General features: G+C 54.9%; 20 protein-coding genes and 2 pseudogenes. 17 read left to right on the top strand and 5 right to left on the bottom strand.

The window, feature by feature from the left end:
- Nucleotides 1-32: 32 nt before the first annotated feature.
- Nucleotides 33-2,525, top strand: coding sequence for a S8 family peptidase (locus tag MMW58_RS01190; RefSeq protein ID WP_241722637.1), 2,493 nt, complete (start codon nucleotides 33-35; stop codon nucleotides 2,523-2,525).
- A gap of 78 nt (nucleotides 2,526-2,603) precedes the next feature.
- Nucleotides 2,604-2,756, top strand: a complete 153-nt coding sequence (locus MMW58_RS01185) for a hypothetical protein (protein WP_241722636.1) — start codon at nucleotides 2,604-2,606, stop codon at nucleotides 2,754-2,756.
- A 530-nt stretch (nucleotides 2,757-3,286) separates the two neighbouring features.
- Here MMW58_RS01185 and MMW58_RS01180 read toward each other — a convergent pair.
- Nucleotides 3,287-4,407, bottom strand: a protein-coding gene (locus MMW58_RS01180; protein WP_241722119.1) for an IS3 family transposase whose coding sequence is annotated in 2 segments (ribosomal slippage) — nucleotides 3,287-4,149 and nucleotides 4,149-4,407 — 1,122 coding nt in all. Because the reading frame shifts where the segments join, the coding sequence is not laid out codon by codon here.
- Nucleotides 4,408-4,717: 310 nt separating this feature from the next.
- Here MMW58_RS01180 and MMW58_RS01175 point away from each other — a divergent pair.
- From MMW58_RS01175 to MMW58_RS30245, 4 genes and pseudogenes are all read left to right on the top strand, one after another.
- Complete coding sequence (locus MMW58_RS01175; RefSeq protein WP_000019450.1) at nucleotides 4,718-5,698, top strand: IS5-like element ISKpn26 family transposase; 981 nt, start codon at nucleotides 4,718-4,720, stop codon at nucleotides 5,696-5,698.
- Nucleotides 5,680-6,525, top strand: coding sequence for a hypothetical protein (locus MMW58_RS01170; protein ID WP_241722635.1), 846 nt, complete (start codon nucleotides 5,680-5,682; stop codon nucleotides 6,523-6,525). The genes MMW58_RS01175 and MMW58_RS01170 overlap by 19 nt, the downstream gene beginning before the upstream one ends.
- A 113-nt stretch (nucleotides 6,526-6,638) precedes the next feature.
- Nucleotides 6,639-6,761: pseudogene (locus MMW58_RS30250) on the top strand (integrase core domain-containing protein); the annotation flags it as partial.
- 453 nt (nucleotides 6,762-7,214) lie between these two features.
- Nucleotides 7,215-7,325, top strand: a pseudogene (locus MMW58_RS30245) (integrase); the annotation flags it as partial.
- A 167-nt stretch (nucleotides 7,326-7,492) separates the two neighbouring features.
- On the opposite strand, the gene MMW58_RS01165 reads toward MMW58_RS30245, so the two are convergent.
- Both MMW58_RS01165 and MMW58_RS01160 read right to left on the bottom strand, forming a co-directional pair.
- Nucleotides 7,493-8,626 (bottom strand): serine hydrolase domain-containing protein, encoded by a 1,134-nt coding sequence (locus tag MMW58_RS01165; RefSeq protein ID WP_241722634.1) that lies wholly within the window; start codon nucleotides 8,624-8,626, stop codon nucleotides 7,493-7,495.
- Between the two features lie 234 nt (nucleotides 8,627-8,860).
- Nucleotides 8,861-9,571 (bottom strand): FadR/GntR family transcriptional regulator, encoded by a 711-nt coding sequence (locus MMW58_RS01160; RefSeq protein WP_133600113.1) that lies wholly within the window; start codon nucleotides 9,569-9,571, stop codon nucleotides 8,861-8,863.
- A gap of 738 nt (nucleotides 9,572-10,309) precedes the next feature.
- Here MMW58_RS01160 and MMW58_RS01155 point away from each other — a divergent pair.
- The 6 genes from MMW58_RS01155 (at nucleotide 10,310) to MMW58_RS01130 (ending at nucleotide 17,128) form a co-directional block, all read left to right on the top strand.
- A complete protein-coding gene (locus tag MMW58_RS01155) occupies nucleotides 10,310-11,290 on the top strand; it encodes an NAD(P)-dependent oxidoreductase (RefSeq protein WP_241722633.1) in 981 nt (326 codons plus the stop codon).
- A 31-nt stretch (nucleotides 11,291-11,321) separates the two neighbouring features.
- Nucleotides 11,322-12,347 carry a hypothetical protein gene (locus tag MMW58_RS01150; RefSeq protein WP_133600115.1) on the top strand — a complete coding sequence of 342 codons (1,026 nt, stop codon included), beginning with the start codon at nucleotides 11,322-11,324 and terminating at the stop codon, nucleotides 12,345-12,347.
- Between the two features lie 35 nt (nucleotides 12,348-12,382).
- Nucleotides 12,383-13,924 (top strand): FGGY-family carbohydrate kinase, encoded by a 1,542-nt coding sequence (locus tag MMW58_RS01145; protein ID WP_241722632.1) that lies wholly within the window; start codon nucleotides 12,383-12,385, stop codon nucleotides 13,922-13,924.
- 51 nt (nucleotides 13,925-13,975) lie between these two features.
- Nucleotides 13,976-15,229 (top strand): class II aldolase/adducin family protein, encoded by a 1,254-nt coding sequence (locus MMW58_RS01140; protein ID WP_241722631.1) that lies wholly within the window; start codon nucleotides 13,976-13,978, stop codon nucleotides 15,227-15,229.
- A 105-nt stretch (nucleotides 15,230-15,334) separates the two neighbouring features.
- Nucleotides 15,335-16,678, top strand: coding sequence for an MFS transporter (locus MMW58_RS01135; RefSeq protein WP_133600118.1), 1,344 nt, complete (start codon nucleotides 15,335-15,337; stop codon nucleotides 16,676-16,678).
- Between the two features lie 105 nt (nucleotides 16,679-16,783).
- Nucleotides 16,784-17,128, top strand: coding sequence for an EthD domain-containing protein (locus MMW58_RS01130; protein WP_241722630.1), 345 nt, complete (start codon nucleotides 16,784-16,786; stop codon nucleotides 17,126-17,128).
- A gap of 60 nt (nucleotides 17,129-17,188) precedes the next feature.
- Here MMW58_RS01130 and MMW58_RS01125 read toward each other — a convergent pair whose 3' ends face one another.
- On the bottom strand, nucleotides 17,189-17,812 hold the full coding sequence (locus MMW58_RS01125) for a glutathione S-transferase family protein (RefSeq protein ID WP_133600120.1): 624 nt from the start codon (nucleotides 17,810-17,812) through the stop codon (nucleotides 17,189-17,191).
- 239 nt (nucleotides 17,813-18,051) lie between these two features.
- Here MMW58_RS01125 and MMW58_RS01120 point away from each other — a divergent pair, with 239 nt between their 5' ends.
- The 3 genes from MMW58_RS01120 to MMW58_RS01110 all read left to right on the top strand — a co-directional run bounded on the left by MMW58_RS01120 (nucleotide 18,052) and on the right by MMW58_RS01110 (nucleotide 21,728).
- Nucleotides 18,052-19,200 carry an iron-containing alcohol dehydrogenase gene (locus tag MMW58_RS01120; protein ID WP_241722629.1) on the top strand — a complete coding sequence of 383 codons (1,149 nt, stop codon included), beginning with the start codon at nucleotides 18,052-18,054 and terminating at the stop codon, nucleotides 19,198-19,200.
- 257 nt (nucleotides 19,201-19,457) lie between these two features.
- The gene (locus MMW58_RS01115) at nucleotides 19,458-21,110 is read left to right on the top strand and encodes an alpha,alpha-trehalase (RefSeq protein ID WP_241722628.1); all 1,653 of its coding nucleotides are present in this window, start codon (nucleotides 19,458-19,460) and stop codon (nucleotides 21,108-21,110) included.
- Between the two features lie 69 nt (nucleotides 21,111-21,179).
- Nucleotides 21,180-21,728 (top strand): GNAT family N-acetyltransferase, encoded by a 549-nt coding sequence (locus MMW58_RS01110; RefSeq protein WP_133600123.1) that lies wholly within the window; start codon nucleotides 21,180-21,182, stop codon nucleotides 21,726-21,728.
- A 17-nt stretch (nucleotides 21,729-21,745) separates the two neighbouring features.
- Here the strand turns inward: MMW58_RS01110 and MMW58_RS01105 are convergent, their stop codons facing one another.
- The gene (locus MMW58_RS01105; RefSeq protein ID WP_159236572.1) at nucleotides 21,746-22,504 is read right to left on the bottom strand and encodes an SDR family NAD(P)-dependent oxidoreductase; all 759 of its coding nucleotides are present in this window, start codon (nucleotides 22,502-22,504) and stop codon (nucleotides 21,746-21,748) included.
- A 118-nt stretch (nucleotides 22,505-22,622) separates the two neighbouring features.
- Between MMW58_RS01105 and MMW58_RS01100 the strand changes: the two genes are divergently transcribed.
- Together MMW58_RS01100 and yhjD are read left to right on the top strand one after the other, a co-directional pair.
- Complete coding sequence (locus MMW58_RS01100) at nucleotides 22,623-23,522, top strand: LysR family transcriptional regulator (protein WP_241722627.1); 900 nt, start codon at nucleotides 22,623-22,625, stop codon at nucleotides 23,520-23,522.
- Between the two features lie 121 nt (nucleotides 23,523-23,643).
- A complete protein-coding gene (gene yhjD / locus MMW58_RS01095; RefSeq protein ID WP_133600126.1) occupies nucleotides 23,644-24,675 on the top strand; it encodes an inner membrane protein YhjD in 1,032 nt (343 codons plus the stop codon).
- The last annotated feature ends 33 nt before the right edge of the window (nucleotides 24,676-24,708 follow it).

Raw genomic sequence — 24,708 nt, 5'->3', positions numbered from 1 at the left:
TAGAGGGCATAATGGCACATGACAGGAATCATTTGAGCGTCACGAAGTTTGTTAAACCTGAAAAGTTTAAATCTAAAAACACAGCAAGAAGCACTCAGATCCCCGCACTTGACAGACAAGCTCACGGCGGTGCCCTTAAGCAGCAATATGAGAATATATTATCTCGGTATGATGCGAGAGCTATAATACGTGAAGTACCACTGACAGAAGATATAGGCATTTATATTGAAGTTATCGGTCAGGAAGGGGGCAAGCTGCCACTGGATAAACTGGACAATACTGATTTCAAGCTTTGCCTTATCAAAACAGAGGAACAACATGAAGTTGCAACTTTGTTTATCCCTGATAACAGACGTGGGGCTTTTCTAAGAAAAGTTAATCAGTATCTTGATCCCGATAAAGATCGCTATAAAGAAAAAGAAGATAAGTATTACCCTGCAAACCACCCTTTAATCGCCAGTATCGCAGAGATAAGATTTGCTCGTCTTTATTCTTTCTGGACAGATGAAGCTGAGCTTTACCCCCGTGATCCTGATGAGCAGGTATGGTGGGAACTCTGGCTTAAAAAAGATCAGAATAATGATCCTCACCGGACAGGCGTACAACTCGCTGAAAGGCTCAATGCTGAATTGGGCCGCTCCTCTCTCAGTTTTTTCAAGTCTGTCGTCCTGCTCATTAAATGCTCGCGAAACCAACTGGAAAGAGCGCCCGAACTAATTGCTAATCTCGAAGAGCTCAGAAGAGCGAAAGATACGCCCTTTCCTATTGTTGGCTCTTCCCCCTTTGAACAGGCACAATGGGTTAATGATATCTCCCGGCGCATCCAACCTCTTGCCAATGCAAACTGTGCAGTAACCATACTTGATACGGGGATAAACTATCACCATCACCTGCTTATGTACGCGACAGCAGGTGCTTATTCCGAATGCTGGATACCTCAGTGGCCACATTATTCGAACCATCAAAATATTGAAGTTCAACATGGCTCAATGCAGGCGGGCCTCGTGGCGTTTGGCGATTTACTTAAAGTCAGTCAGAGTAATGCTCCAGTACATGTGCCTTTTCTCATCGAGTCAGGGAGAATTATTCCGCCAATCGGAATTAACCCTCCCCAGCTCTATGGCAGCATCACAGTGGGTACCGCTTCCCGACTTGAAATTGCACGACCACATATTAATCGTGTATACAGCCTGGCGATCACTTCTACACAGGGAGCGGCAACAGGAATGCCATCATCATGGTCTGCGGAAATAGACCGCTTCATCTGTGGGATTGATGATGGTGTAAGGCGCCTGTTCGTCGTATCTGCTGGCAACAACCGCAATGTCAGCCATGATGCAGATTACTGGCATCAGGTAGCACTTTCACCAATCGAAGATCCGGCCCAGTCATGGAATGCGCTAACCGTCGGGGCTTACACTGATCTAACTACCATTGACGACCCTACGTTCGCAGGCTGGTCAGCATTTGCTTTGTCTGGTGATATTTCGCCTTCAAGCCGGTCATCGGTACAGTGGTCGTGGCGCAAGCAGGCCCCTCATAAACCTGATGTTGTGGCAGAAGGTGGAAACCATATTCTTTCTCCGGACGAAACAACGGTTGATACCTGCTCTGACGTTTCTCTACTGACGACATCCGGGAGAGTTCCCGGCCCTTCTTTTCAAAGCCATGGAGATACGAGTGCTGCATGTGCCCTGATTTCCCGAGATGCGGCACTTCTTCGCACGCAATATCCAGAACTGTGGCCTGAAACTATTCGTGGTTTGGTTGTGCACTCAGCAGAATGGACTCCGCGCATGATGACGCGTTTTGATGAGCTTTGCGGTACCCGTTCTGCGGGGCTTGCAAAAGAATATCTTCTCAGGATGGTTGGCCACGGTGTTCCGGACATTAATCGGGCACGGTACAGTGCTGATAATGCACTAACATTAATAGCAGAAAGCGAATTACAACCCTTCATTAAGGAAGATGACGCTGCTGCATCTGCCGATCCGAAAAATAATGTGATGAACCTGCACCAGTTGCCGTGGCCGATAACTGCGTTGCATGCACTCCCTCCAGAAACGCCTGTCAAAATGCGCGTCACACTCTCATATTTCATTGAACCCAATCCCGGCCGTCGGGGATATCGTTCAAGATACAGCTATCAGTCACACGGACTGCGATTCAGCACTATACGACCCGGACAGACACTGGAAAACTTTCGCTCAATGATTAATGGACTTGCCTTAACGGAGGATTATACCGGACCTGAAGGTGACAATCAGGGATGGTTCCTCGGGACACAATTGAGGACACGAGGTTCCGTTCATTCAGATAGATGGACGGGTTCAGTAGCCGATCTTATCGACATGCATACTATTGCAGTATTTCCGGTAAGTGGATGGTGGAAATATCGAGCGGGTGAAGAGCGGTGGAAAAACAAAGTTAAATACTCCCTTCTCATTAGTATTGAGGTTCCGGATGAGAATGTGAACATCTATAATGAAATCAAAAATATAGTCGATATTCCAATCATAACCTGATAAGAAGCGCGGCTGCGGAAATGTTCCGCAGCTTTTTTGGAAAGCAGTTTTTAAGCTAATTATTTAGAGGCGAAGATAATGGCAAAGCGTCAAACTCATGCAGCGTCAGGAACCATGGAACTCGATTATGAGTGGGAGGAGTCCAGTGGCGGACGTGTTGAAGATGAGCATTCCGTTACCTTACTGGGTAAGGGAGAGTATATGGTTTTAAATGATGTTTACAGTAAATAACACTTCATAAAAAGTAGCAAATCATCCAGATCATGAGCTAGTTATAAGATAGCAACATCCCGACTATAGCTCTAATTAAAGAGCATGGAGAGAGGTAAAACTGATAGTTAAAACGCGAATCATATTGGCTCAATAGTCCAATTATCGACTTCCGGTAAAGCGTTCGTCTGGAGCATTATGTCCTGATGAGGTTAGTTGGAAAGAGGACTGCAGTAGCGAGCACTGTAACCGGGGAGATCAAGTCACAGTCAGCATTCGCTGAGCGCCAGCTCAGTAACCATGTAGTCTTGGGAGGCTCATTACGCTCCTTGCTCACGCCGTTACTGTACACATCCAAGAACGCCAGTCGGCTTTAGCGCTACATGATAAAAATATACACAATAGCACATAACATTGCTGCGACAATATATTACACAAGCGATAAAATCTAGTTGCAGCCTTGTAATAAGTAAGTTAATTCATACACACTACTTTACCTCAGGGCTGCCTTAAGATAGTCCTTGACCTGCCCCCAGTATTAAACACAATCGTCAGTTAGTAATGTCGGTTTGTTTACCTTCAATTTTTCCATTTCGCCAGCCCGCTGCAAATTCCGCTGGCGTCCGATAATTCAGTGAGGAATGAGGCCGGCACTCGTTATAGTCCTGCCGCCAGTCGTTAATGATTTTCCTGGCGTGAACGATATCGCTGAACCAGTGCTCGTTCAGACACTCATCCCGAAATCGACCATTAAAGCTTTCGATAAACCCGTTCTGTGTCGGCTTACCCGGCTGAATAAGCCGAAGCTCAACGCCATGCTCAAAAGCCCACTGGTCCAGTGCCCGGCAGGTAAATTCTGGTCCCTGATCTGTTCTGATCGTTGCCGGATAGCCACGAAATAACGCAATACTGTCCAGAATGCGTGTGACCTGAGCTCCTGATATACCGAAGGCGGCAGTGACTGTCAGGCATTCCTTCGTGAAATCATCGATGCAGGTCAGGCACTTTATTCTGCGTCCGGTAGCCAGTGCGTCCATGACGAAATCCATCGACCACGTCAGGTTAGGAGCAGCCGGACGGAGCAGTGGCAGACGTTCTGTTGCCAGTCCTTTACGACGTCGTCTGCGCTTAACACCCAGGCCACTGAGGTGATAAAGGCGGTACACGCGCTTGTGATTAACATGCAGGCCTTCCCGACGCAGTAGTTGCCATATACGGCGGTAACCGAAACGCCTGCGCTCAAGCGCCAGCTCAGTGATGCGTCCGGATAAATGCACATCAGCCGCCGGACGCTGCGCCTCATAGCGGCAGGTCGACAGGGACAAACCAACCAGCCTGCAGGCTCGGCGTTGCGACAGACCCGTCGCTTCACACATCACTACAGCAGCTTCCCGCTTGTGGTCTGTCGTCAGTACTTTCGGCTCAACGCCACCTGTAACGCCTCCTTATCCAGCATGGCTTCTGCAAGCAACTTCTTGAGACGGGCGTTCTCTTCTTCAAGCGACTTAAGGCGTTTTACTTCCGGTACTTCCATGCCACCAAACTTCTTACGCCAGGTGTAAAAGGTCGCGTCAGAAATAGCATGCTTACGGCAAAGCTCACGGGCGGGAATGCCAGCCTCGGCCTCGCGGAGAATACTGATGATCTGTTCGTCGGAAAAACGCTTCTTCATGGGGATGTCCTCATGTGGCTTATGAAGACATTACTAGCATCGCAGTGTGTTAATCAACAGGGAGCAGGTCATCCTAAATACAGTATCTTGCCAGTCAGAAACCATACTAAAAATGCTTAAAATGCTTAAAATGCTTAAAATGCTTAAAATGCAAAACAGGAGACAACAATGGGTGGTGTAAAAAAAATTTATGAAGAGTCAGAGCTAAGAAAGAGACTTAAAGAATATCTCATTTCCATTAGGGAAGGTGCGAACAAGTTCCTGATATGAGATCATCATATTCATCCGGAGCGCATCCCAGAGGGACATCATGAGCCATCAACTCACCTTCGCCGATAGTGAATTCAGCACTAAGCGCCGTCAGACCCGAAAAGAGATTTTCCTCTCCCGCATGGAGCAGATTCTGCCATGGCAGAATATGACCGCTGTCATCGAGCCGTTTTATCCCAAGGCGGGCAATGGCCGACGGCCCTATCCGCTGGAGACCATGCTGCGTATTCACTGCATGCAGCATTGGTACAACCTGAGCGACGGTGCCATGGAAGATGCCCTGTACGAAATCGCCTCCATGCGCCTGTTTGCCCGATTATCCCTGGATAGCGCCCTGCCGGATCGCACCACCATCATGAATTTCCGCCACCTGCTCGAGCAGCATCAACTGGCCCGTCAATTGTTCAAGACCATCAATCGCTGGCTGGCCGAAGCAGGCGTCATGATGACCCAAGGCACTTTGGTGGATGCCACCATCATTGAGGCACCCAGCTCTACCAAGAACAAAGAGCAGCAACGCGATCCGGAGATGCATCAGACCAAGAAAGGCAATCAGTGGCACTTTGGCATGAAGGCCCACATTGGTGTCGATGCCAAGAGTGGCCTGACCCACAGCCTGGTCACCACCGCGGCCAACGAGCATGACCTCAATCAGCTGGGTAATCTGCTTCATGGAGAGGAGCAATTTGTCTCAGCCGATGCCGGCTACCAAGGAGCGCCACAGCGCGAGGAGCTGGCCGAGGTGGATGTGGACTGGCTGATCGCCGAGCGTCCCGGCAGGGTAAAAACCTTGAAGCAGCATCCGCGCAAGAACAAAACGGCCATCAACATCGAATACATGAAAGCCAGCATCCGTGCCAGGGTGGAGCACCCGTTTCGCATCATCAAGCGGCAGTTCGGCTTCGTGAAAGCCAGATACAAGGGGCTGCTGAAAAACGATAACCAACTGGCGATGTTATTCACCCTGGCCAACCTGTTTCGGGTGGACCAAATGATACGTCAGTGGGAGAGATCTCAGTAAAAACCGGAAATAACGCCAGAAATGGTGGAAAAAATAGCCTAAATAGGCTGATTCGATGTGTTTGCGGGAAAAAAATCGGCCCAGATCCGCGAAATTTTAATCAGCGAGTCAGCTTGGGAAGAAATGACCTGCTTATTCGCACCTTCCTTAGTGATGAAGAATTGAGAGATTTTATTTCTAGTCATGAAGGTAGTTTTTATCAAGGAACTGAATACTGGGATGTACTCAAAGATGAGAGGTATTCAGAAGAGATAAGTTGGCTGTCAAAAGAAAGACACGCCTTCGAAAATTTCCTTGCCAGTATAAATGAAATCCAATCCATAATTCCACAAAACCCTTCCCCCATCTTAATAAAGATGAATTACTCTTATGTTATTACCCTGATGGAGTCGTGCTTGTGTGATATGCTAAAAAGCATTGTTTTATACGATGATGCATATCTGAAAAATGCAATAACTAAAATTGAAGACCTGAAACAACAAAAAGTTACTTTATTTCAGGTGCATAATGATGTAAATATTGTGAAAAAAATGGCTCTAAGTACACTTAGTGATATCCTTTATCACAACATCCCAAAAGTCATATCAATATACAGTATGGTTCTTGGAGAGAGAAAACCAGAAAATATCACAGAAAAAACTGAATTCATCTGCAAAGCCGTTGATATCAGGCATGATATCGTCCATAGAAATGGCTATAATAAAGAAGGGGATGAACATGAACTAAACCTTGAAATATTAAACTTCACTATCGATAAAATCTGTGAGTTTGTTCAGTGCATGCATAGCTACATTGAGTCATCCAAGTATAAAACCGGGCCTTTTTAGATCTCGCCAAGCTATATAATATTGATTATTAATGAAATTATTATTCTGAAAAATATCTTATTTATACTGCTTCCGCCCAAAAAAATCCCGTGACTGTTTTACAAACACATCTCGGTTCACTGCGGCAGGAGTGCCCGAACGAAAACTGGTTCATGTCGCTAGAAGATGCACGGAGCAAAATCGAAGCCTAGCTCATACACTATAACCAGAGTCGTCTCTATTATGCACTGGGCTAGATGACACCCTACGAATTTGCACTGCCGGTTGCCAGAATAAGTAATCATAATGAGGCCAGTTATTCCTGATTATGAATGGACCACATATGGGTCGCGGGTCAGCAGATCTTTTCATTTTTTAAAAGCTAAAACCATAAAATGGTGGAAAAAATACAGAGTGGGTAGTTTCTCCGATCGTGCAAAAAGTTATCGAAGTCATGGCTGCACTGACAACCCATTGGACAACTAAAATTCTCTCACATGCAGTCACCGCACGAGGAAAAAATCTTGCTCAGAGTCTCTGGTTTTCACGGGGTCAACGATCCACTAAGCCAAAGATGATCTTCAGTTGGACAAATAGGCTCAGAAATTACCCTCGAATTGTCGGCCTATATGTTACACAGGAGGACTATAATGAGTGCTCACTAGTTAACCCTAATAGCCTAGAGCTAATAAAGAAAAATACTCAATGGGCTGACGGAATACAACAGCGAACGGCCACATGAGTCCCTGAATAATCTGACACCGGAAGAGTACCGGTTGGTGTCTGAAAACATGGAAATCACAAAAAGTGCGTGGAACTAAAACGGGTATGCTTACAATATGTTTAATTCCTGCTCATTTCTGAATGAATTTTTTTCTGAAAAACTCAAAATAACATTTAACTCATTGTTTAAAATATATTTAAATATTCTTTCTAAAAAAGTGCATAGGTATTGCGTGACCATGCGCTAAACGTCAAGGCCCCGTACTCACGGGGCTTTTTTTAATCCCTCATGACGCGCCTGATAAGCCGTTCCCGCCGCCTGATTTTGCAAAATCGCATGCCCGATGTAGTTACTCCAGTTAAAGCTATTTTGCAGCACCACCACCGCATTCTGGTTCGCTTTATCAAAGCCGATATAGCTGGAATAGCCGCCGATGTAGCCCACCTGATAGGTAATCTTCTGCCCGCCGATCGTATCGGTCACCCAGGCAATATTCGCCGCCTCCGTCTGCCGCGGATAGTAGTCGTGACTAACGTCGGCGAAGGCTTTATCCAGCGCCGGATTGCCGGTCGGTGAAAAATGAGCGCGGGCGTAAGCGACAAGGTCGCGGGCGTCGCTGTACAGGTTTGCCGCCCCCACCATATTGTTGCTGAACTGCCAGTCCGGCGTCAGCGCACCGCGGGTTTTAAATTTCGGCTGATCCCCCGCATGTCCGAGGGCGCGCCGGGAGTATCCGCGCAGCGTTGACGGCACGAAGCTGGTGTTATGCAGGGCCAGCGGCTGGAAAATCATCCGCGATGCCAGCGCCTCAACGGATCCTCCGGTCTGATATTTGAGGATGTAGCCGAGAATGGCGTAGCCGAGATTGGAGTATTCAGGCTCGCGCACCAGCGGCGCGTTGAAGGTGCTGAGATAGCCCAGCGCGCCGTCGCCGTCGAGCTCGTGATAGAAGTTTTCCCCATCGCTCAGGTAGGCCAGCAGATGCTCCAGCGACAGCAGGTTCATTGGCTGGCGCGGCAGCCCGGAGGTGTGCGTCACCAGCTGCAGCAGGGTGATTTTTTTGGCGTCTGCGCTCAGCCGGGTCTCCGGCGGCAGCAGCATGGCGAGCGTGTCGTCCCAGTGCAGCCGCCCCTCATTGACCAGCAGGGTGATCGCCTCTGCGGTGACCCCTTTGCTCAGCGAGCCGAGGGCAAAGAGCGTATCCGGGGTAATCGGGTAGCGATTTTTGGCATCGGTCACGCCGTAGCAGTGAAACTCCGCCGGGCCGTTATGACGGATCACCGCCACCACCACGCCGCTCACCTGCTTGCTCTGCATATAGTGGTTAACGAAGGTATCGACGGAGAGTCGATGCCCGTTTTGCCCTATCTGACTGGTTTCGTCAGAAGGGACACTCATTTGCGAAAGCGTTCCGGAGCATCCGACAAGCAGCGCAGACGCCAGCAACACAGGGCTCAACCGCCTGCTCAAACCATACCTTCCTGCCGTACGCGCTACCGGGTGGATAAAAAAGGGACGCAGATCGTAACGGCAGTCATCGGTGATTGCAAAGCGAATAGGCTGAATTTAACGTCCGCGGCGCGGTCAATCTGGACGTCTTTTATCCTGCCGCATGGGACTGTCGTTTCGCGGCTATTTATGGTGGTCCAGGGAGTGTTCTTTCCATTTATCGACGGTGCTGTGCACCACTTTTTCAATCGCGTCGATGTCGTTATCCCGCAGCGCTTTTAGCGTCATGCGGTGCTGCTCAAGAATCGCCTCGCACTGCGTAATGTTAACAACGGTCAGCGAGCTGCGGAACAGCTCCATAATGGTGGCGCCGATTAATACCAGATACGGGTTGTGGGTGCTTTTAAAAATCAAATTGTGAAAATCAATGTCGTTATCGGCCGTATGAATGCCCCGCGCATAATCTTTTTCAGTCTTCTCGATAGATTTCTCCAGCTGTAAAAAATCCTCTTCCGTGGCGTTTTGCGCGGCCAGCCGGGATGCTGAGATTTCAAACAAAAGGCGCAGTTCTATCAGGTCCTTATCCGTATTTTGCTGCAGGATCATCTGGAAGATCATCGGTTGTAAAACATCGCTATCGAAGGTGCTTTTTATGCGGCAGCCCTGCCCTTTAATGATTTCGATAACGCCCATCGCTTCCAGCATTTTAATGGCTTCACGCGCGCTGGATTTCCCTACTCCCATTTTCGTCACCAGCTCATTTTCCGAGGGCAGAAAATCACCGGGTTTTAACTCTTTTCTGATCATGGCGTCTTTGATCTTTTCCAGCACCATTCTGGAAATAGATTGTTTGGGAATTGGCGTTATCCAGTCTGATTTTTCTTCTTTATTCATTATCTTGCCTCAATAATCCATTCGTAACGACAACCTATAAAGCAGCTTTTTTCAGTGAGTTATCTACGCTTTTTCACCCGCTGATGATACAGGGTTAAGCATAAAAACGGTATCCCTCCGGCCGCCATCGCCGGCGCGTCTGGCGGTGCTAAGGCGTCATTCGACCTGCGAGCGGCCTTCGCGAGCAAGAAGAAAATACCGCCGGTATCGCCAGGCTCAAAGCGTGCAACGCACATTTTTTATCTATCGCCCCGCGGCTCGCTTTCCCTATCCCAGCCCAGAAGGCTCGCGGCTTTACGCCCATTTTTACGCTTCGCTTCAGCAAATTTAACAACGTTATTCTCCTCACAAAATCTCATAAAGGCCGTTGACTTTGACATCAACTAAGCAGCAAATGAGACATAGGTCATCAGATGACTCATTACCAGATATCAGATTAGGAAAATCTGCCGGTTCGCCGCGATAAAGGGATAAAAAACGGTCCTCCGTTTTTCTTCCTTCGATATCGTTCAACCGCGGCTGACCGTCATAAACAGGATCACGAACCGGCTTGCCGCGAATTATTATCGGCATCCACAAGAGATCTTATGGAGTTATTGGAGCGCAGATCGCCTGTATATCGCGTAACACCAGGTCCACCGCCGATCGCGATCGGTTTATTTCCAGGGACTTTAAAAAATATCGTTGTTTAACGCAGTAACCTGAACCGGAGACTTTAACCATTTTGGTTGAGTACACATGATGAAAAAGATCTTATTAACCCGGAATATCCCGCAAGAAGCGCTTGCGGATGTTGAAAAAAACTATCTGATCACCATGCCCGACGCCGGGAAAGATATATTCTCCGCCGCAGAGCTAACCGCGCTGCTGCCGGATCACGATGCGCTGCTCAGTATTAATGAATATCCTATTCCGGAGGAAATGATCGCCCTGGCCGACCGGCTGGCGGTTATTGGCAACGGCGGAGCAGGGTTTAATCATATCGATATTAACGCGGCCACCGCGCATGGCGTTGCCGTGGTCAATACGCCGGTTTCTGTCGTGGAACCCACCGCCGAACTGGCTATCGGGCTGATCCTCGCCATCACCCGCGGCATCGTGATGTATAACAACGAGCTGAAAACCACCCGCCGCTGCCGGAAGGACATGTTCTTCGAGCGCGATATGGTGCTGGAAGGTAAAACGCTCGGCATTATCGGCATGGGCAATATCGGTAAAAAGCTCGCCGAAAAGGCCCGCGTTTTCGGGATGAAAATCTGCTATTCCGATCGCTCCCCCCTGACTCCGGAGCTGGATGCCGCTTACCACGCGGAGTACCTGGCGCTGGAGACGCTGCTGGCGCGTAGCGACGTTATCGCCATCCACGCCCCCTATTTCCCGGAAACTCACCATCTGATCAACCGCGACAACATCAGGCTAATGAAGCCCACGGCCTACCTGGTGAACGCGGCGCGGGGCCCTATCGTCGAGGAGCGCGCGCTGCTGGATGCGCTACAAAACAAAACCATTCGCGGCGCGGCGCTCGACGTTTTTGAATTTGAGCCCACCATCAGCGCAGAGATGGCCGCTCTCGACAATATTGTGATTACCCCGCACGTTGGCACCAATCTGAAGGAAGTACGCGTCACGATGCTGAAAGAAGCGCTTGCCGGAATGGCTGCGGTTTTAGAAGGCAAGCGGCCGACGAATCTGGTGAATCGCCACGTTTTTGATAACTAACTAACGGCTTCGTTTAGCCCAGGGAGAAGTGATGAATTACAAGAAACACGTGATTGGAACGCTGGATACCTGCTATGCCGTCTCCAGCACCACTATCGGCGGCTGCAAAAAGCTGATTTTTGCCACCGAAGCGCACGGTGGCTGCTACCTGTACGATACGGCAGACAGGAACACGCAGACCGTCTGGGAAGAGCCGGGAGGCACCCTCTCAATAGCGGAAATTCCCGGCGCGGACGGCGCTTTCCTCGCGGTACAGAATTTTTTCCCGGTCTACCAGGCGGCGGAGTCCAACATCGTCTGGGTTCAGCCGCAGGAAGACGGGACCTTCCAGGTCGCACCTTTTCTTGATATTCCGTACGTTCATCGCTTCGGCATCATTCGGATAGGCGAGAAAAACTTCATTATCATTGCCACCCTGTGTTCATCGAAACAGTCCATCGACGACTGGTCCGATCCGGGCAAGGTGCTGATCGGCGAACTGCCGGATACCCCGGATGGCCCACTGTCGCTGGACGTGCTGATGGACGGCCTGACCCGTAACCACGGCTTCTGGCAGGGAACGCTCGATGGGGAGAAAACCTTTCTCATCTCCAGCGATGAGGGGGTGTTTGCCGTATACCCACCGCAGGAGCCCACCGGCCAGTGGCGTATCCGCCCGCTGCTCAGCAACCCGACCGGCGACGTCGCTGCGGTGGATATTGACGGCGACGGCGTGGACGAGCTGCTGACCATCGAGGCCTTCCACGGCAACCAGGCCAAAATATATAAAAAGCAGGGCAACCGCTATGAGGCTATTTGGGAATACTCCGGTGAAATAGAATTTGGTCACGTGGCCTGGGGCGGAAAGCTAAAAGACCAGCCGCTATTTATTTGCGGCTATCGCGCCGGAAAAAAAGAGTTATTTGAAATTCGTTATCAGCAAGGCGAATTTAAAACGCAGCTTATCGATAGCGGCCAGGGCCCGAGTAATATTCATGTCCTCCAGCATAACGGCCAGGACATTATTCTCGCAGCCAATCGTGAAAATAACGAAGCCGTCATTTATAGCGCGTCTTAATTTCTTTTACCTCCTCTGAAATAAAGGAATGGTTTATGACAAACTATTTCGTAGGCTCCGACGTGGGTACCACCGGCACGAAGTCCGTCATTATTGACGAAGATGGGAATATATTGGGATTATCCTATATCGAATATCCCTTAATCACCCCGCGTCCCGGCTGGGCAGAACATAACCCGGAAGATTACTGGAACGCCGTTGCCGATACGATTAAGCAGGCGCTTGCGCAGGCTAAAATCGACCCCCGGCAGATCCGCGGCATCAGCATTAGCGCCCTCGCGCCGGCCTGTATTCTGGTGGATAAAAAGCTCAGGCCGCTGCAAAACAGCCATATCTGGATGGACAGACGCGGCACCCGGCAGGCCCAGTGGCTGCGCGACCACATCGGCGAAGAGCGTATCCACGCCGCCAGCGGTAACCCGGTCGACCCCTATTACGCCACGGTCAAGCTGATGTGGGAGCGGGATAACCGCCCCGAACTGTACCGCGAGGCGTACAAAATCCAGACCGCGGCGGATTATCCGTGCATGAAGCTGACCGGACGGGCGATCACCGATTTCTCCAACGCCAGCCTGTTCGGCGCCGGCTACGACATCGTCAATAAGCGCTGGGACACCGCGCTGCTCGAAGAGATTGGCCTCGATGCGGATAAATTTCCGCACTCTTTCCCCTGCGATGAAATCATCGGCGAAGTGACCCGCGAAGCCGCGCTGCGTACCGGCCTGGCGGCAGGCACGCCGGTGATGGCGGGAACGGTAGATAGCGTGGCGGCCTGGATTGCCGGCGGTGCGACCGAAAACGGCGATATGTCGCTGGCGATGGGCACCGCCGGCGTGATGGGCGTGGTGCACAAAGAGCCCCGCTTTACCAAAAATATGATAACCATCGCCCATGCGGTGGACTCCCGCGATACCTACACCACCGTCGCCGCAATTACCGCCTGCGGCTCGGTGATGCGCTACTTCCGCGATACCTTCGGGCAGATGGAAATGCAGGCCGCACGGAGCAGCGGCGCGGAGGTTTACGAACTGCTTTCACAGCTTGCCCAGCAGGCGCCAGCCGGCTGCGACGGGCTGATCACCGTGCCCTATTTCATGGGTGAGCGCACGCCGGTCTGGGATCCGATTGCCCGCGCGGTGGTATTCGGCCTGTCGCTATCCCACGGCAAAAGCCACCTGCTGCGCTCCTTTATGGAAGGCGCCTGCTTTGCCCTCAAGCACAATTACGATCTGATCCAGACGAGCGGGGTTCAAATGAACCTGCCGCTGGTGCTGACCGAAGGCGGCGCCAGCAACGCGTTCTGGCGCCAGATGGTGTGCGACATGCTGGGCGTGCCCTGCGTCTTTATGAAAGAAGCGAAGGGCGCGCCGTTCGGCAACGCGCTGGTCGCGGGGGTCGGCTCCGGTATCTTCAGCGATTACTCGGTGGCGAAACGCTGGACCGACATCGGCGCCTCCCACCAGCCGCAGGCGGAAAATACGGCGCTGTATCGTCAGCTATTTCGGATCTACCGCAATATCTACGAGGACATCAAAAAGAATTACCAGGACCTGGCGGACGTCACCGGGTTCCACTGATCCCGGCTCTGCCTCTTGTGCTTTTCGATTAATAGCGGTGAGGAATCTCCCATGAGTGAGATCGCGGTAAGCAGTCCCCGGAAAATCGTCGAGGTGATGAACCTGATTTACCGGAATAACCTGACGACGGTGTCCGGCGGCAATCTTTCCATTCTGGACGACGATGGCGCAATCTGGATAACGCCATCGGGCGTGGATAAAGGCAGTCTGCAGGAAGATGATATTGTGCGGATCGGCGCCGACGGCACGATTTCCGGACGGCATAAACCGTCGATCGAGCTGCCGTTCCATCAGCAGATCTACCAAAGCCGACCCGATATCCGCGCGATTATTCACGCGCATCCACCGGCGCTGATTGCCGCAAGCCTGGTACATAAAACGCCGCCGATCGCTATTGCGCCGCTGTTTAAACTGCACTGCGCAAAAATCGATATCGCCCGCTACGCGCTGCCCGGCAGCCCTCTGCTGGGCAAAAATATCGCGCAGCAGTTCGCGCTGGGCTGCGACGCCGTCATTCTCGAAAACCACGGGATCGCGGTGGGTGACAAATCGCTGGATGACGCCTGGCTCAAATTTGAGCTGCTGAATTTTTGTGCCGCCACCGCCATTCACGGCGCGCCGCTGGGGCCGTTGAAAACGCTGAGCGACGAACAGTGCGAAAAATTCCGCGGCCTGATGCAGGCGCGGCAGCGCTATCCGCTGACTCAGGAGCATCTGCCCGAACGCCAGGCTTTGAACGACATCGCCCATCGCGTGCAGCAAAAAGGCCTTTCCCCCTGCGCCTTTTTCTCCCTATCGCAGCGGCTGGAGGACGACACCGTCCTGATCTCCCGCTCCGATAAGATGCTGCATACCCTGACCGCGGACGATTTCGTCCGGCTAGAGGAGACGCCAGCCCCTTCGTCGCTCGCGGCTCTGCATCAGGCGATTTATGCGCGCCATCCGCGCATTCGCACCATCATGATGGCGCTCCCGCCGCACGCCATGGGCTTCGCCTGCACCGGCGTACCGTTCGACTCGCGGCTTATCCCCGAGTCCTACATGGTGATGCGGCAGGTGAAATCGCCGGAATATGAAGCGCTGTTCGACGGCTCGCTACCCGACTTTATCGACCGACGCAGCGACGTGCTGCTGATTCAGAACGCGATGGTGATGGTGTGCGGCGAAAGCCCGCTTAAGGCTTACGACCGGCTGGAGGTGCTGGAGTTCAGCGCCAGGGCGGGGGATTACGCCCGGGCACTCGGCCACATCGTGCATATTCCACCGCAGGATATCGAGGATATTCATCAGGCATTCAATCTGTAACCCGCCCGGGACGGGCGGAGTACACCGCCGCGTCCTATTTTTATAATAATGATGGAGGCAATCATGCGATTAGAACAATCGGCCGTCGAAGGAGTTTTTTCTTCGATGCCCCAGCAACCCAAAATAAAGTCACTCGAAGTCACGCCCGAGCAGCTGCGGCGGGCCATCCTCACCAGCGCGGTCGGCAGCGCGCTGGAGTACTACGACTTTGCCATCTTCGGGCTGGCAACGGCGCTGATTTTCAGCCACGTATTTTTCGCCACCCTGGATTCCAACGCCGGCCTGCTCGCCAGCTTTGCCACCTACGGCGTGGGCTTCCTCGCCCGCCCGCTCGGCGGACTCTTCTTTGGGTCACTGGGCGACCGTAAGGGACGCAAGTTCGTGCTGCTGGTCACTATTGCCATCATGGGCGCGTCAACCATGATGGTCGGTCTGCTGCCCGCCGGACCGGCGGGCGCGATCGGCCTGGTTTTACTGCGCCTGCTGCAGGGGTTTGGCGCGGGAGCGGAACAGGCGGGCGCCTCTACGCTGATGGCGGAAGTCGCGCCCGTGACTAAGCGTGGCTTCTACGCAGCGCTACCTTTCGTGGGCATCTTCGCCGGCTTTGGCATCGCGACCGCAACCTTTAGCGTCATGCAGTACCTGCTCGATCAGCAGACAATTCTTGCCTGGGCGTGGCGCCTGCCGTTTCTCGCCAGCATCATTCTGATTGGCGTGGCGGTATGGATCCGTTTACGCCTGCGGGAGAGCCCGACGTTCGCGGCGCTGGAAGGCGAACGTAACGTGGTGCATTCGCCCATGAAGCTGGTCATCAAAGAAGCGCGTCGGCCGATTCTGGCCGCGGTGCTGATGCGCCTCGCGGAACAAGGCGGTTCGACGATTTATACCACCATCGTTATCGCTTTCCTCGGCAGCGTCGTCGCGCCGCGGCTTGGCCTCGCGGCCGGGGATCTGAGCCGCGTCGGTACCACCGCCGCGCTGATTGCCACCCTGTCGAGCGTGATTACCACACCGTTCTTTGGCGCCATGTCGGATCGCTTTGGCCGTAAGACGATTTACCGCTGGGGCGCGACATTTATGCTGCTGTGGGCCATTCCTGCCTGGTGGATGATCAATACGGGCGATGTGCTGTGGGTAACCATCGCCATGTTCGGCGGGCTGGCGATCGGCTGTAACAGCATGCTGGGCGCGCAGTGCTCGCACTTTGCCGAACTCTTCGGCAACCGCTATCGCTACTCCGGCGTAGCCCTGGCGCGCGAGCTGGGGGCCATGCTCTCAGGGGGCATCGCTCCGCTGCTCGGCATCTACCTGATCGGCCTTTCGGGAGGCGCGTTCTGGGTAATGGGCGTCTATACCGGCATCCTTTCCATCCTGACCTTAATTGGCGTCGCCATTTCGACGGAGACCCGCGGCCGCGACCTGACCGACCTGAAGGACGCCATTCATTGATTCACCGCTCTTCTCCGCGGCGACCTTCGCGGCGAAGAGCCGGCTCGCCCCGTTAGTTAACGCTAAGCTGCCCGCCGCCAGGCGGGCGCAGATAAAGGATACATCATGAATCAATCAGGCCTGACCCGATGCGCTTTTTTTCAGGGACGCATTCTTCCCGGCATGGAAGCGGCGTTCTATCAGCACGTAGAAAACGTCATGATCCCGCTGTGGTCGCGTTTCCCCGCGGTGCGGGAAGTACGCGTCCTGACGCAGGAGAGCGCCGACATCGATCGGCCCGCCTATCCGCTGGTGATGGTTATGCGTTTCGATAGCCATCAGGATATTGAGCTGGCGCTGGCGTCACCGGTACGCGCGCAGAGCAAGCGCGAATCCGCGACGCTGATCGCCATGTTTGAGGGAACGATATTTCATACCGTCTTTAATCATCTTTCTCCCGCCGGGAGCTGAAGCGACGGCGGGTGGCCGCTTGCGGCTCAGGGGCGCGGCCGGCGCTCCTGGAGCCTGCCGTCACGCCATGCCGTTGTTACCGTGGCGCATAAACGCCGGGCGCTGGTTGAGCGCCATATACCAGCGTTCGACGGCCGGCATCTCCGGATGGGCAAAAGGCGTCATTTTCCAGCGATGGACCGACAGCCCAAGAACGATATCCGCCAGCGTAAACCGACTGCCGGCCAGCCAGCCGCCGGTTTGCTGAAGCTGCTGGTCCACTATCTGCACGCAGCGGGTCCAGCTGGCAATGCTCTCTTTCAGCGCCGCCGGGTCCTGAAAGCGCGGGTCCTTACGCACCAGCCCCATAAACGCGTAGCGCCAGGCGTTATTAAACTCCGTGGCCTGCCAGTCCATCCAGCGCTCAACCTCGGCCGCCGCCTGCGGCGCAACGGGCAGCAGATCCTCCCGCCCGGCCTTACGCGCCAGGTAGCGACAAATACTGTTCGATTCCCACAGCACAAAGTCGTCATCCAGCAGCACCGGCACCAGGGCGTTCGGATTCAGCGCGCGGAACTCCGCGGTATCAATCGGCTGAAACCCGCTGCCGTAATCCTCCTGCTGATACTCAAGGCCCGCTTCTTCGCAGGTCCACAGCGCTTTACGAACGTTAATTGACGAGCGTTTACCCAATATTGTTAGCATTGTCAGGGATTCCTTAACTGAAGAGACGTTTTATTCACCATACTCCATCGGCTACGCGAGTACAGCCAACAAAGAGTAGCCCGTCGGATAATGTGTCGATACCCGTCATGCTTCAAGCTGCACGTGCGTTGGCTCTCCTCGCTCGCCCCGGTCACTTGCCTGCGTTGCCGCCTTCCTGCAACGCGAATGATTTAGGTTATAGTTGGTGCTTGCCCTATTTGCCGATACAGGAGCCCGTGATGCTGACCCCCTTTAACGTTTTAACCCCGGGAAATATTCGTTTTGGTCGCGGCCTGGCGCCGAGCGCTGCGCCCTGGCTGGCCCAGCGCAGCGACAAGGTGCTGCTGGTACACGGCGCCAGCCCGCAGCGGGCCGACTTTCTGCTGGCCGAACTTCTCGCCCACGCGCTGGAGGTGACGACCCTCTCCATCGCCCATGAGCCCGACCTGCAGGCGATCGAGCAGGGCGTACGCCTGGCGCGCGAAAGGGGCGTCGGGGCGGTGGTGAGCCTCGGGGGCGGCGCGGTGATCGACGCCGGGAAGGCCATCGCCGCGCTGGTGCCGGCATCCGGGGAGGTCATCGAATATCTGGAAGTGGTCGGCAGCGGCCGGGTACTGGAAGCGCATCCGCTGCCCTTTGTCGCCATCCCCACCACCTCCGGCACCGGCGCCGAGGTGACGAAAAACGCGGTGATTAACGTCGTGCAGCAGCAGCGTAAGGTCAGCCTGCGCGATGACCGGATGCTGCCGGACCTGGCGATCGTCGACCCGTCGCTTACCGATAACGCGCCGCGGTCGGTAACCCTGGGCTCCGGCCTCGATGCGATCACCCAGCTTATCGAACCCTGGCTGTGCACCCGGGCCAACCCTTTTACCGACGCCCTGTGCCGGGAGGCGATCCCGCGCGGCATCAAGGCGCTAAAAACGCTGATGGCGAAAGAGTGCCCGCAGAGTCGCGATGAAATGGCGTGGGTCAGCCTGTGCGGCGGCCTGGCGCTGGCCAATGCCGGTCTCGGCGTGGTTCACGGCCTGGCGGGGCCGCTGGGCGGCCTGAGCAACGCCTCCCACGGCGCGCTGTGCGGCTGCCTGCTGCCCTTCGGCCTCGCGCTGAATGAATCGCTGGTCACCGACGAAGCCCTGCGCGGGCGCTTTAACGACGTGCGCCGCTGGCTGGCCGACGGGCTCAACGTGCATCCGGATACCGCCTGGGAGAGCCTGCACGAATGGAGCCGCGGCGCCGGGCTCGGCAACCTCAATGACCTTGGCGTGGCGCATCGGGCGCTTGAGCCCGCCGCGCTGGCCGCCAGCGGCTCGTCGTCGATGAAAGCCAACCCGGTCACGCTGAGCAGCGAACAGCTGCTGGAGATGCTGGAAGCGGCGTGGGAGTAATCCCGCGCCTTCGCCATAAAATAAGATTTTGTTGCAAAACGATTGCTCTGAATTTTTCTGCGCGATTCAGAGCATCAGATCATAAATTAACGATAAAAATCAGTTAGTAATAAAAATACAGCCTTCAGGTATTTGCACAGAAGCGTGACCTGACGCACAGTTTCCCCCACGAAAACCGAAGCGAATGACTAAGCTTAAAAGCCATGCCGGGAATACCCGGCGCCATTAAGCGACGCGATCCGGAGGTCCGTATCACTATGTCCAGCCAGACATTACGCAACGATAATAGCGATGAGTTAAAGATCGACGTCGATCTGCGCTACGAAGCCGATCCGTATGAGTTAAAACTGGACGAAATGTTCGACGCCGAACCGGAGCCAGAAATTATCGAGGGGCTGCCGGCGTCTGACGCTCTGACCCCGGCCGATCGCTATCTGGAGCTGTTCGCCCACGTGCAAAAATCGCGCATTTTCGCCGACAGCAAAACCTTCCCCGACTGCGCGCCAAAGCAGGACCCGCTGGATATTTTAATCCACTACCGCCGGGTGAGGCGCACCCCAGGGTTCGATCTGCGGCAGTTCGTTGAGGATCACTTCTGGCTGCCGGATCATCGTGCGGAAGATTACGTTTCCGATCCTAAGCGATCCCTGAAAGAGCATATCGATCACCTCTGGCCGATCCTCACCCGCGAGCCGCAGGATCATATCCCGTGGTCGTCGCTGCTGGCGCTGCCGCAGTCGTATATTGTGCCCGGCGGCCGCTTTAGCGAGACCTACTACTGGGACTCCTACTTCACGATGCTGGGTCTGGCGGAGAGCGGCCGCGAAGACCTGCTGAAGTGCATGGCGGACAACTTCGCCTGGCTGATTGAAACCTACGGCCATATCCCTAACGGCAATCGCACCTACTACCTCAGCCGTTCACAGCCGCCGGTTTTTGCCCTGATGGTTGAGCTGTTTGAAGAGGACGGCGTGCGCGGCGCTCGCCGCTACCTTGAGCATCTGAAGATGGAGTACCGCTTCTGGATGGACGGCGCCGAGTCGCTGATCCCGAACCAGGCGTATCGCCACGCGGTACGTATGCCGGACGGCTCGCTGCTCAACCGCTACTGGGACGATCGCGACACCCCGCGCGACGAGTCCTGGCGTGAAGATGTGGAAACGGCAAAACGCTCCGGCCGCCCGCCTAACGAGGTTTATCGCGACCTGCGCGCCGGCGCCGCCTCCGGCTGGGACTATTCCAGCCGCTGGCTGCGCGATATTACCCGCCTGGCGAGTATTCGCACCACCCAGTTTATCCCCATCGATTTGAACGCCTTCCTGTTCAAGCTGGAAAATACCATCGCCAATCTCTCCGGCGTTGAGGGCGATCGCGAAACGGAAGCCGCGTTTCGCCAGAAGGCCAGCGACCGTCGGGCGGCGGTGACCCGCTATTTGTGGGATGACGACAGCGGCTGCTTCCGCGACTACGACTGGCGCCGCGAGCAGCTGGCGCTCTTTTCAGCCGCCAGCATCGTGGCGCTGTACGTCGGGATGGCCACGCATGAACAGGCGGATCGCCTTGCCGACGCGGTGCGGGCTCGCCTGCTGACCCCTGGCGGCATTATGGCCACCGAGTATGAAAGCGGAGAGCAGTGGGATAAGCCCAACGGCTGGGCGCCGCTGCAGTGGATGGCGGTGCAGGGCTTCAAAATGTACGGTCAGGACCCGCTCGGCGATGAAATAGCCCAAAGCTGGCTGCAAACGGTGAACCACTTCTACAAACAGCATCATAAGCTGATTGAGAAGTACCATATTGCCAGCGGCGTCCCTCACGAAGGCGGCGGCGGGGAATACCCGCTGCAGGATGGTTTCGGCTGGACCAACGGCGTGGTGCGTCGGCTGATAGGCCTCTACGGCGAGCCATTATAACCAGGTGCTATTCCGGCGAAGAATGTCCTGCTATGGTCACGCTATTGACCGTTGCAGGAATCCTGAACTATGCCTGAACTGCTTACGCCACGACTGCGCTGCTCGCCGCTGCAGCTGGATGACTGGTCCTTCTTTTTAGCCCTGCAGCGCGATCCGCAGGTGATGCTCTATATTGCCGATTCGCGCCCGCTCGCCGAGATCCGCGAAGCCTTCGATTCGCGCCTGTCGCCGTGGACGCCGGGCGCCAGGCACTGGCTGTGCCTGATCGTCCGCGACCGACACACCCACGTGCCGCTCGGGATGACCGGCTACCGGCACCACGAGGACGACTGCGCTGAGGTCGGGTTCCTGTTCACTCCCCAGGCCCAGGGAAAAGGCTACGGCTACGAATCACTGCAGGCGCTGTGCGATTTCGCCTTTTCCGCAGGCGGCGTCCGTCGCCTGACCGCCACCGTCACCGCCGGCAACATCGCCTCGAAAAGCCTGTTACAGAAAACCGGCTTTCTGCTGGAGGGCGAGCTGCGCGAATGCTACTGGCTCAACGGCCGCTGGCATAACGACTGGCTATTTGGCCTGCTGCCGCGCGATTATCACCGCCCCGCCTCCGCAGCGGGCTAGCGCCGCGGCCTGGCGGCTTACAGGTACATCCCGCCGGAAACCTCCACGCGCTGGGCGTTCATCCATTGCAGATCGTCGCTCAGCAGCGCCGCTATCGCATCGCCGATATCGTCCGGCAGCCCAACCCGCCCCAGCGCCGTTTGTGCCGCAATATGCTGGTTTACCTGCGCATTATCGCGCACCACGCCGCCGCCGAAGTCCGTCTCGATGGCCCCCGGCGCAATAATGTTCACCGAGATCCCGCGCGCCCCCAGCTCTTTTGCCTGGTAGCGGGTCAGTACCTCCATTGCCCCTTTCATTGATGCATAGGCGGCGTATCCCGGCAGCGCGAAGCGGGCCAGCCCGCTTGAGACGTTGAGTATGCGTCCGCCGTCCTGCAGCAGCGGCAGCAGACGCTGGGTCAGAAAGAACGGGCCTTTAAAATGGATATTCATCAGCTCGTCAAACTGCGCTTCGCGGGTCTCAGCAAAGGCGACGTTGAGACCGATCCCGGCGTTGTTTAATAAATAATCAAAGGTGCCGCGCTGCCAGCGCTGCTGCAGGAGTTTTTCCACCTCCAGAGCAAAGCTTTCGAAGCTCGCCGTATCGCCGACGTTAAGCGCTAATGCCGCAGCTTTAACCCCTTTTTGTTCGATTTCAGCGACAACTTCCAGCGCCGCCTGCCGGTTGCTGTGGTAGGTCAGGATAATATCGGTTCCCTTCGCCGCCAGCTTCAGCGCCGCGTTTTTTCCCAATCCACGGCTACCGCCGGTCACTAAAGCAATACGTTGTGTCATCAGAAACCCCTTATCAGTTGCATTTGCATCGTAAAAGAGCTTATTAGCTGACGAAAAAACAATAAATACGCTAAATTACGTTTTACTGTTTCTTTGGCAACAACAATAGGTCTCAGGTATGGATAAAATTCACGCAATGCAGCTGTTCATTCGCGTGGCGGAGCTGGAGAGCTTTTCCCGCGCCGCCGACACCCTGGGCCTGCCGAAAGGCAGCGTATCGCGCCAGATCCAGGCGCTGGAAAGCCACCTCGGCGCGCGCCTTCTGCACCGCACCACCCGCCGGGTCCAGCTCACTCAGGACGGGATGGTCTATTACGAACGCGCCAAAGATCTGTTGAGCAACCTCGATGAGCTGGACGGCATATTCCAGCACGATCCCTCCAGCATCAGCGGACGACTGCGGGTAGATATGCCCGTCGGCCTGGCAAAAAAGCTGATTATTCCGCGGCTGCCGGCTTTTTTGCAGCAGTATCCGGGGATCGAGCTCGAACTGAGCAGCAGCGATCGGCTGGTTGACGTGGTCCGTGAAGGTTTTGATTGCGTCGTCCGCGTCGGTACGCTGAAAGATTCCGGCCTGATCGCGCGTCCGCTGGGTAAGCTGACGCAAATTAACTGCGCCAGCCCGCAGTATCTGGCGCGCTTCGGCTACCCGCACTCTCTTGACGATCTCGGCGATCATGCCCTGATCCACTATGCCAGCACCCTTGGCGTCCGCCCGGCGGGTTTTGAGGTCATCAGCGACGGCGCCGCGCGCTGGATAAAAACCGGCGGCATACTGACCGTCAATAGCACCGAGACCTACCAGGCCGCCTGCCTGGCCGGGCTGGGTATTATTCAGGTTCCGCGCGTCGGCGTTCGCGACGCGCTGCGCACCGGCGAGCTGATTGAAATTCTGCCGCAATACCGCGCCGAACCGCTGCCGGTTTCGCTAATCTACCCGCATCGGCGCAATCTTTCGCGCCGCGTACACCTGTTTATGGAGTGGCTCGGCGGCGTGATGAAAGGCTACGTTGATTAGCCCGCGACGGGCCCGTTTTGCCGGGGCCCTGCGGTCGGGTTTACCGCTCCGCCGCCGCAACCGGCGTTTTGCGTATATAATTTTTGCTGAATCTCGCTGTAAAAAAAGGAAGAAATAACTAATGACACCGGAAAACGACGCCACACGCCCGACCCAGGATCCGGGCCAGCAGCCGGAAAAAAGTAAAAGCAAGCTGGCCGCCATCAACGAATCCGCCGTGGGACAGAAAGCGAACCAGGCGCTGAAAAGCGTGACCGGGACGGCGGAAAAGGTCCAGCGAAATCCGATTATTGCGCACCTGATCCGCGCGGCCGAACGCTTTAACGACCGCCTGGGCAATCAGTTCGGCGCGGCCATCACCTACTTCTCGTTTCTGTCGATGATCCCGATACTGATGGTCTCCTTCGCCGCCGCCGGCTTTGTCCTCACCTGGCATCCAACGCTGCTGCAGGATATCTTCGATAAAATCCTGCTCAACGTCAGCGATCCGACGCTGGCGGCGACGCTGAAGAACACCATCAATACCGCGGTTCAGCAGCGCACTACCGTCGGCCTGGTCGGGCTGCTGGTCGCGCTTTATTCCGGCATTAACTGGATGGGCAACCTGCGGGAAGCCATCCGCGCCCAGTCCCGCGACGTCTGGGAGCGTACGCCGCAGGATCAGGAAAAAATCTGGGTAAAATACTTCCGCGACTTTATTTCGCTGATTGGTCTGCTGGTCGCCCTGATTATTACCCTCTCCATTACCTCCATTGCCGGCGCCGCGCAGCAGACCATTATCTCCGCGCTGTATCTCGATAATATTGAGTGGTTAAAACCGGCCTGGCGGCTAATTGGCCTGGCGATCTCAATTTTCGCCAACTACCTGCTGTTTTTCTGGATATTCTGGCGCCTGCCGCGCCACCGACCGCGGCGCAAGGCGCTGATACGCGGCACGATGATTGCGGCAATCGGCTTTGAGGTGATCAAAATCGTGATGACCTGGACGCTGCCGGCGCTGGTGAAGTCCCCTTCGGGCGCCGCGTTTGGCTCCGTTTTAGGACTGATGGCCTTTTTCTATTTCTTCGCGCGCCTGACGCTGTTCTGCGCGGCGTGGATTGCCACCGCCGAGTATAAAGACGACCGCCGGATGCCGGGGAAAACCCACGATTGATGCCGGTTCGGGCTGAATGGAGAGGTATCATTC

Origin of the sequence: Klebsiella sp. HC6, from assembly GCF_022605325.1 — a bacterium.
GTDB lineage: Bacteria > Pseudomonadota > Gammaproteobacteria > Enterobacterales > Enterobacteriaceae > Klebsiella > Klebsiella terrigena.
This window is presented reverse-complemented; position numbering and strand designations above follow the sequence as displayed.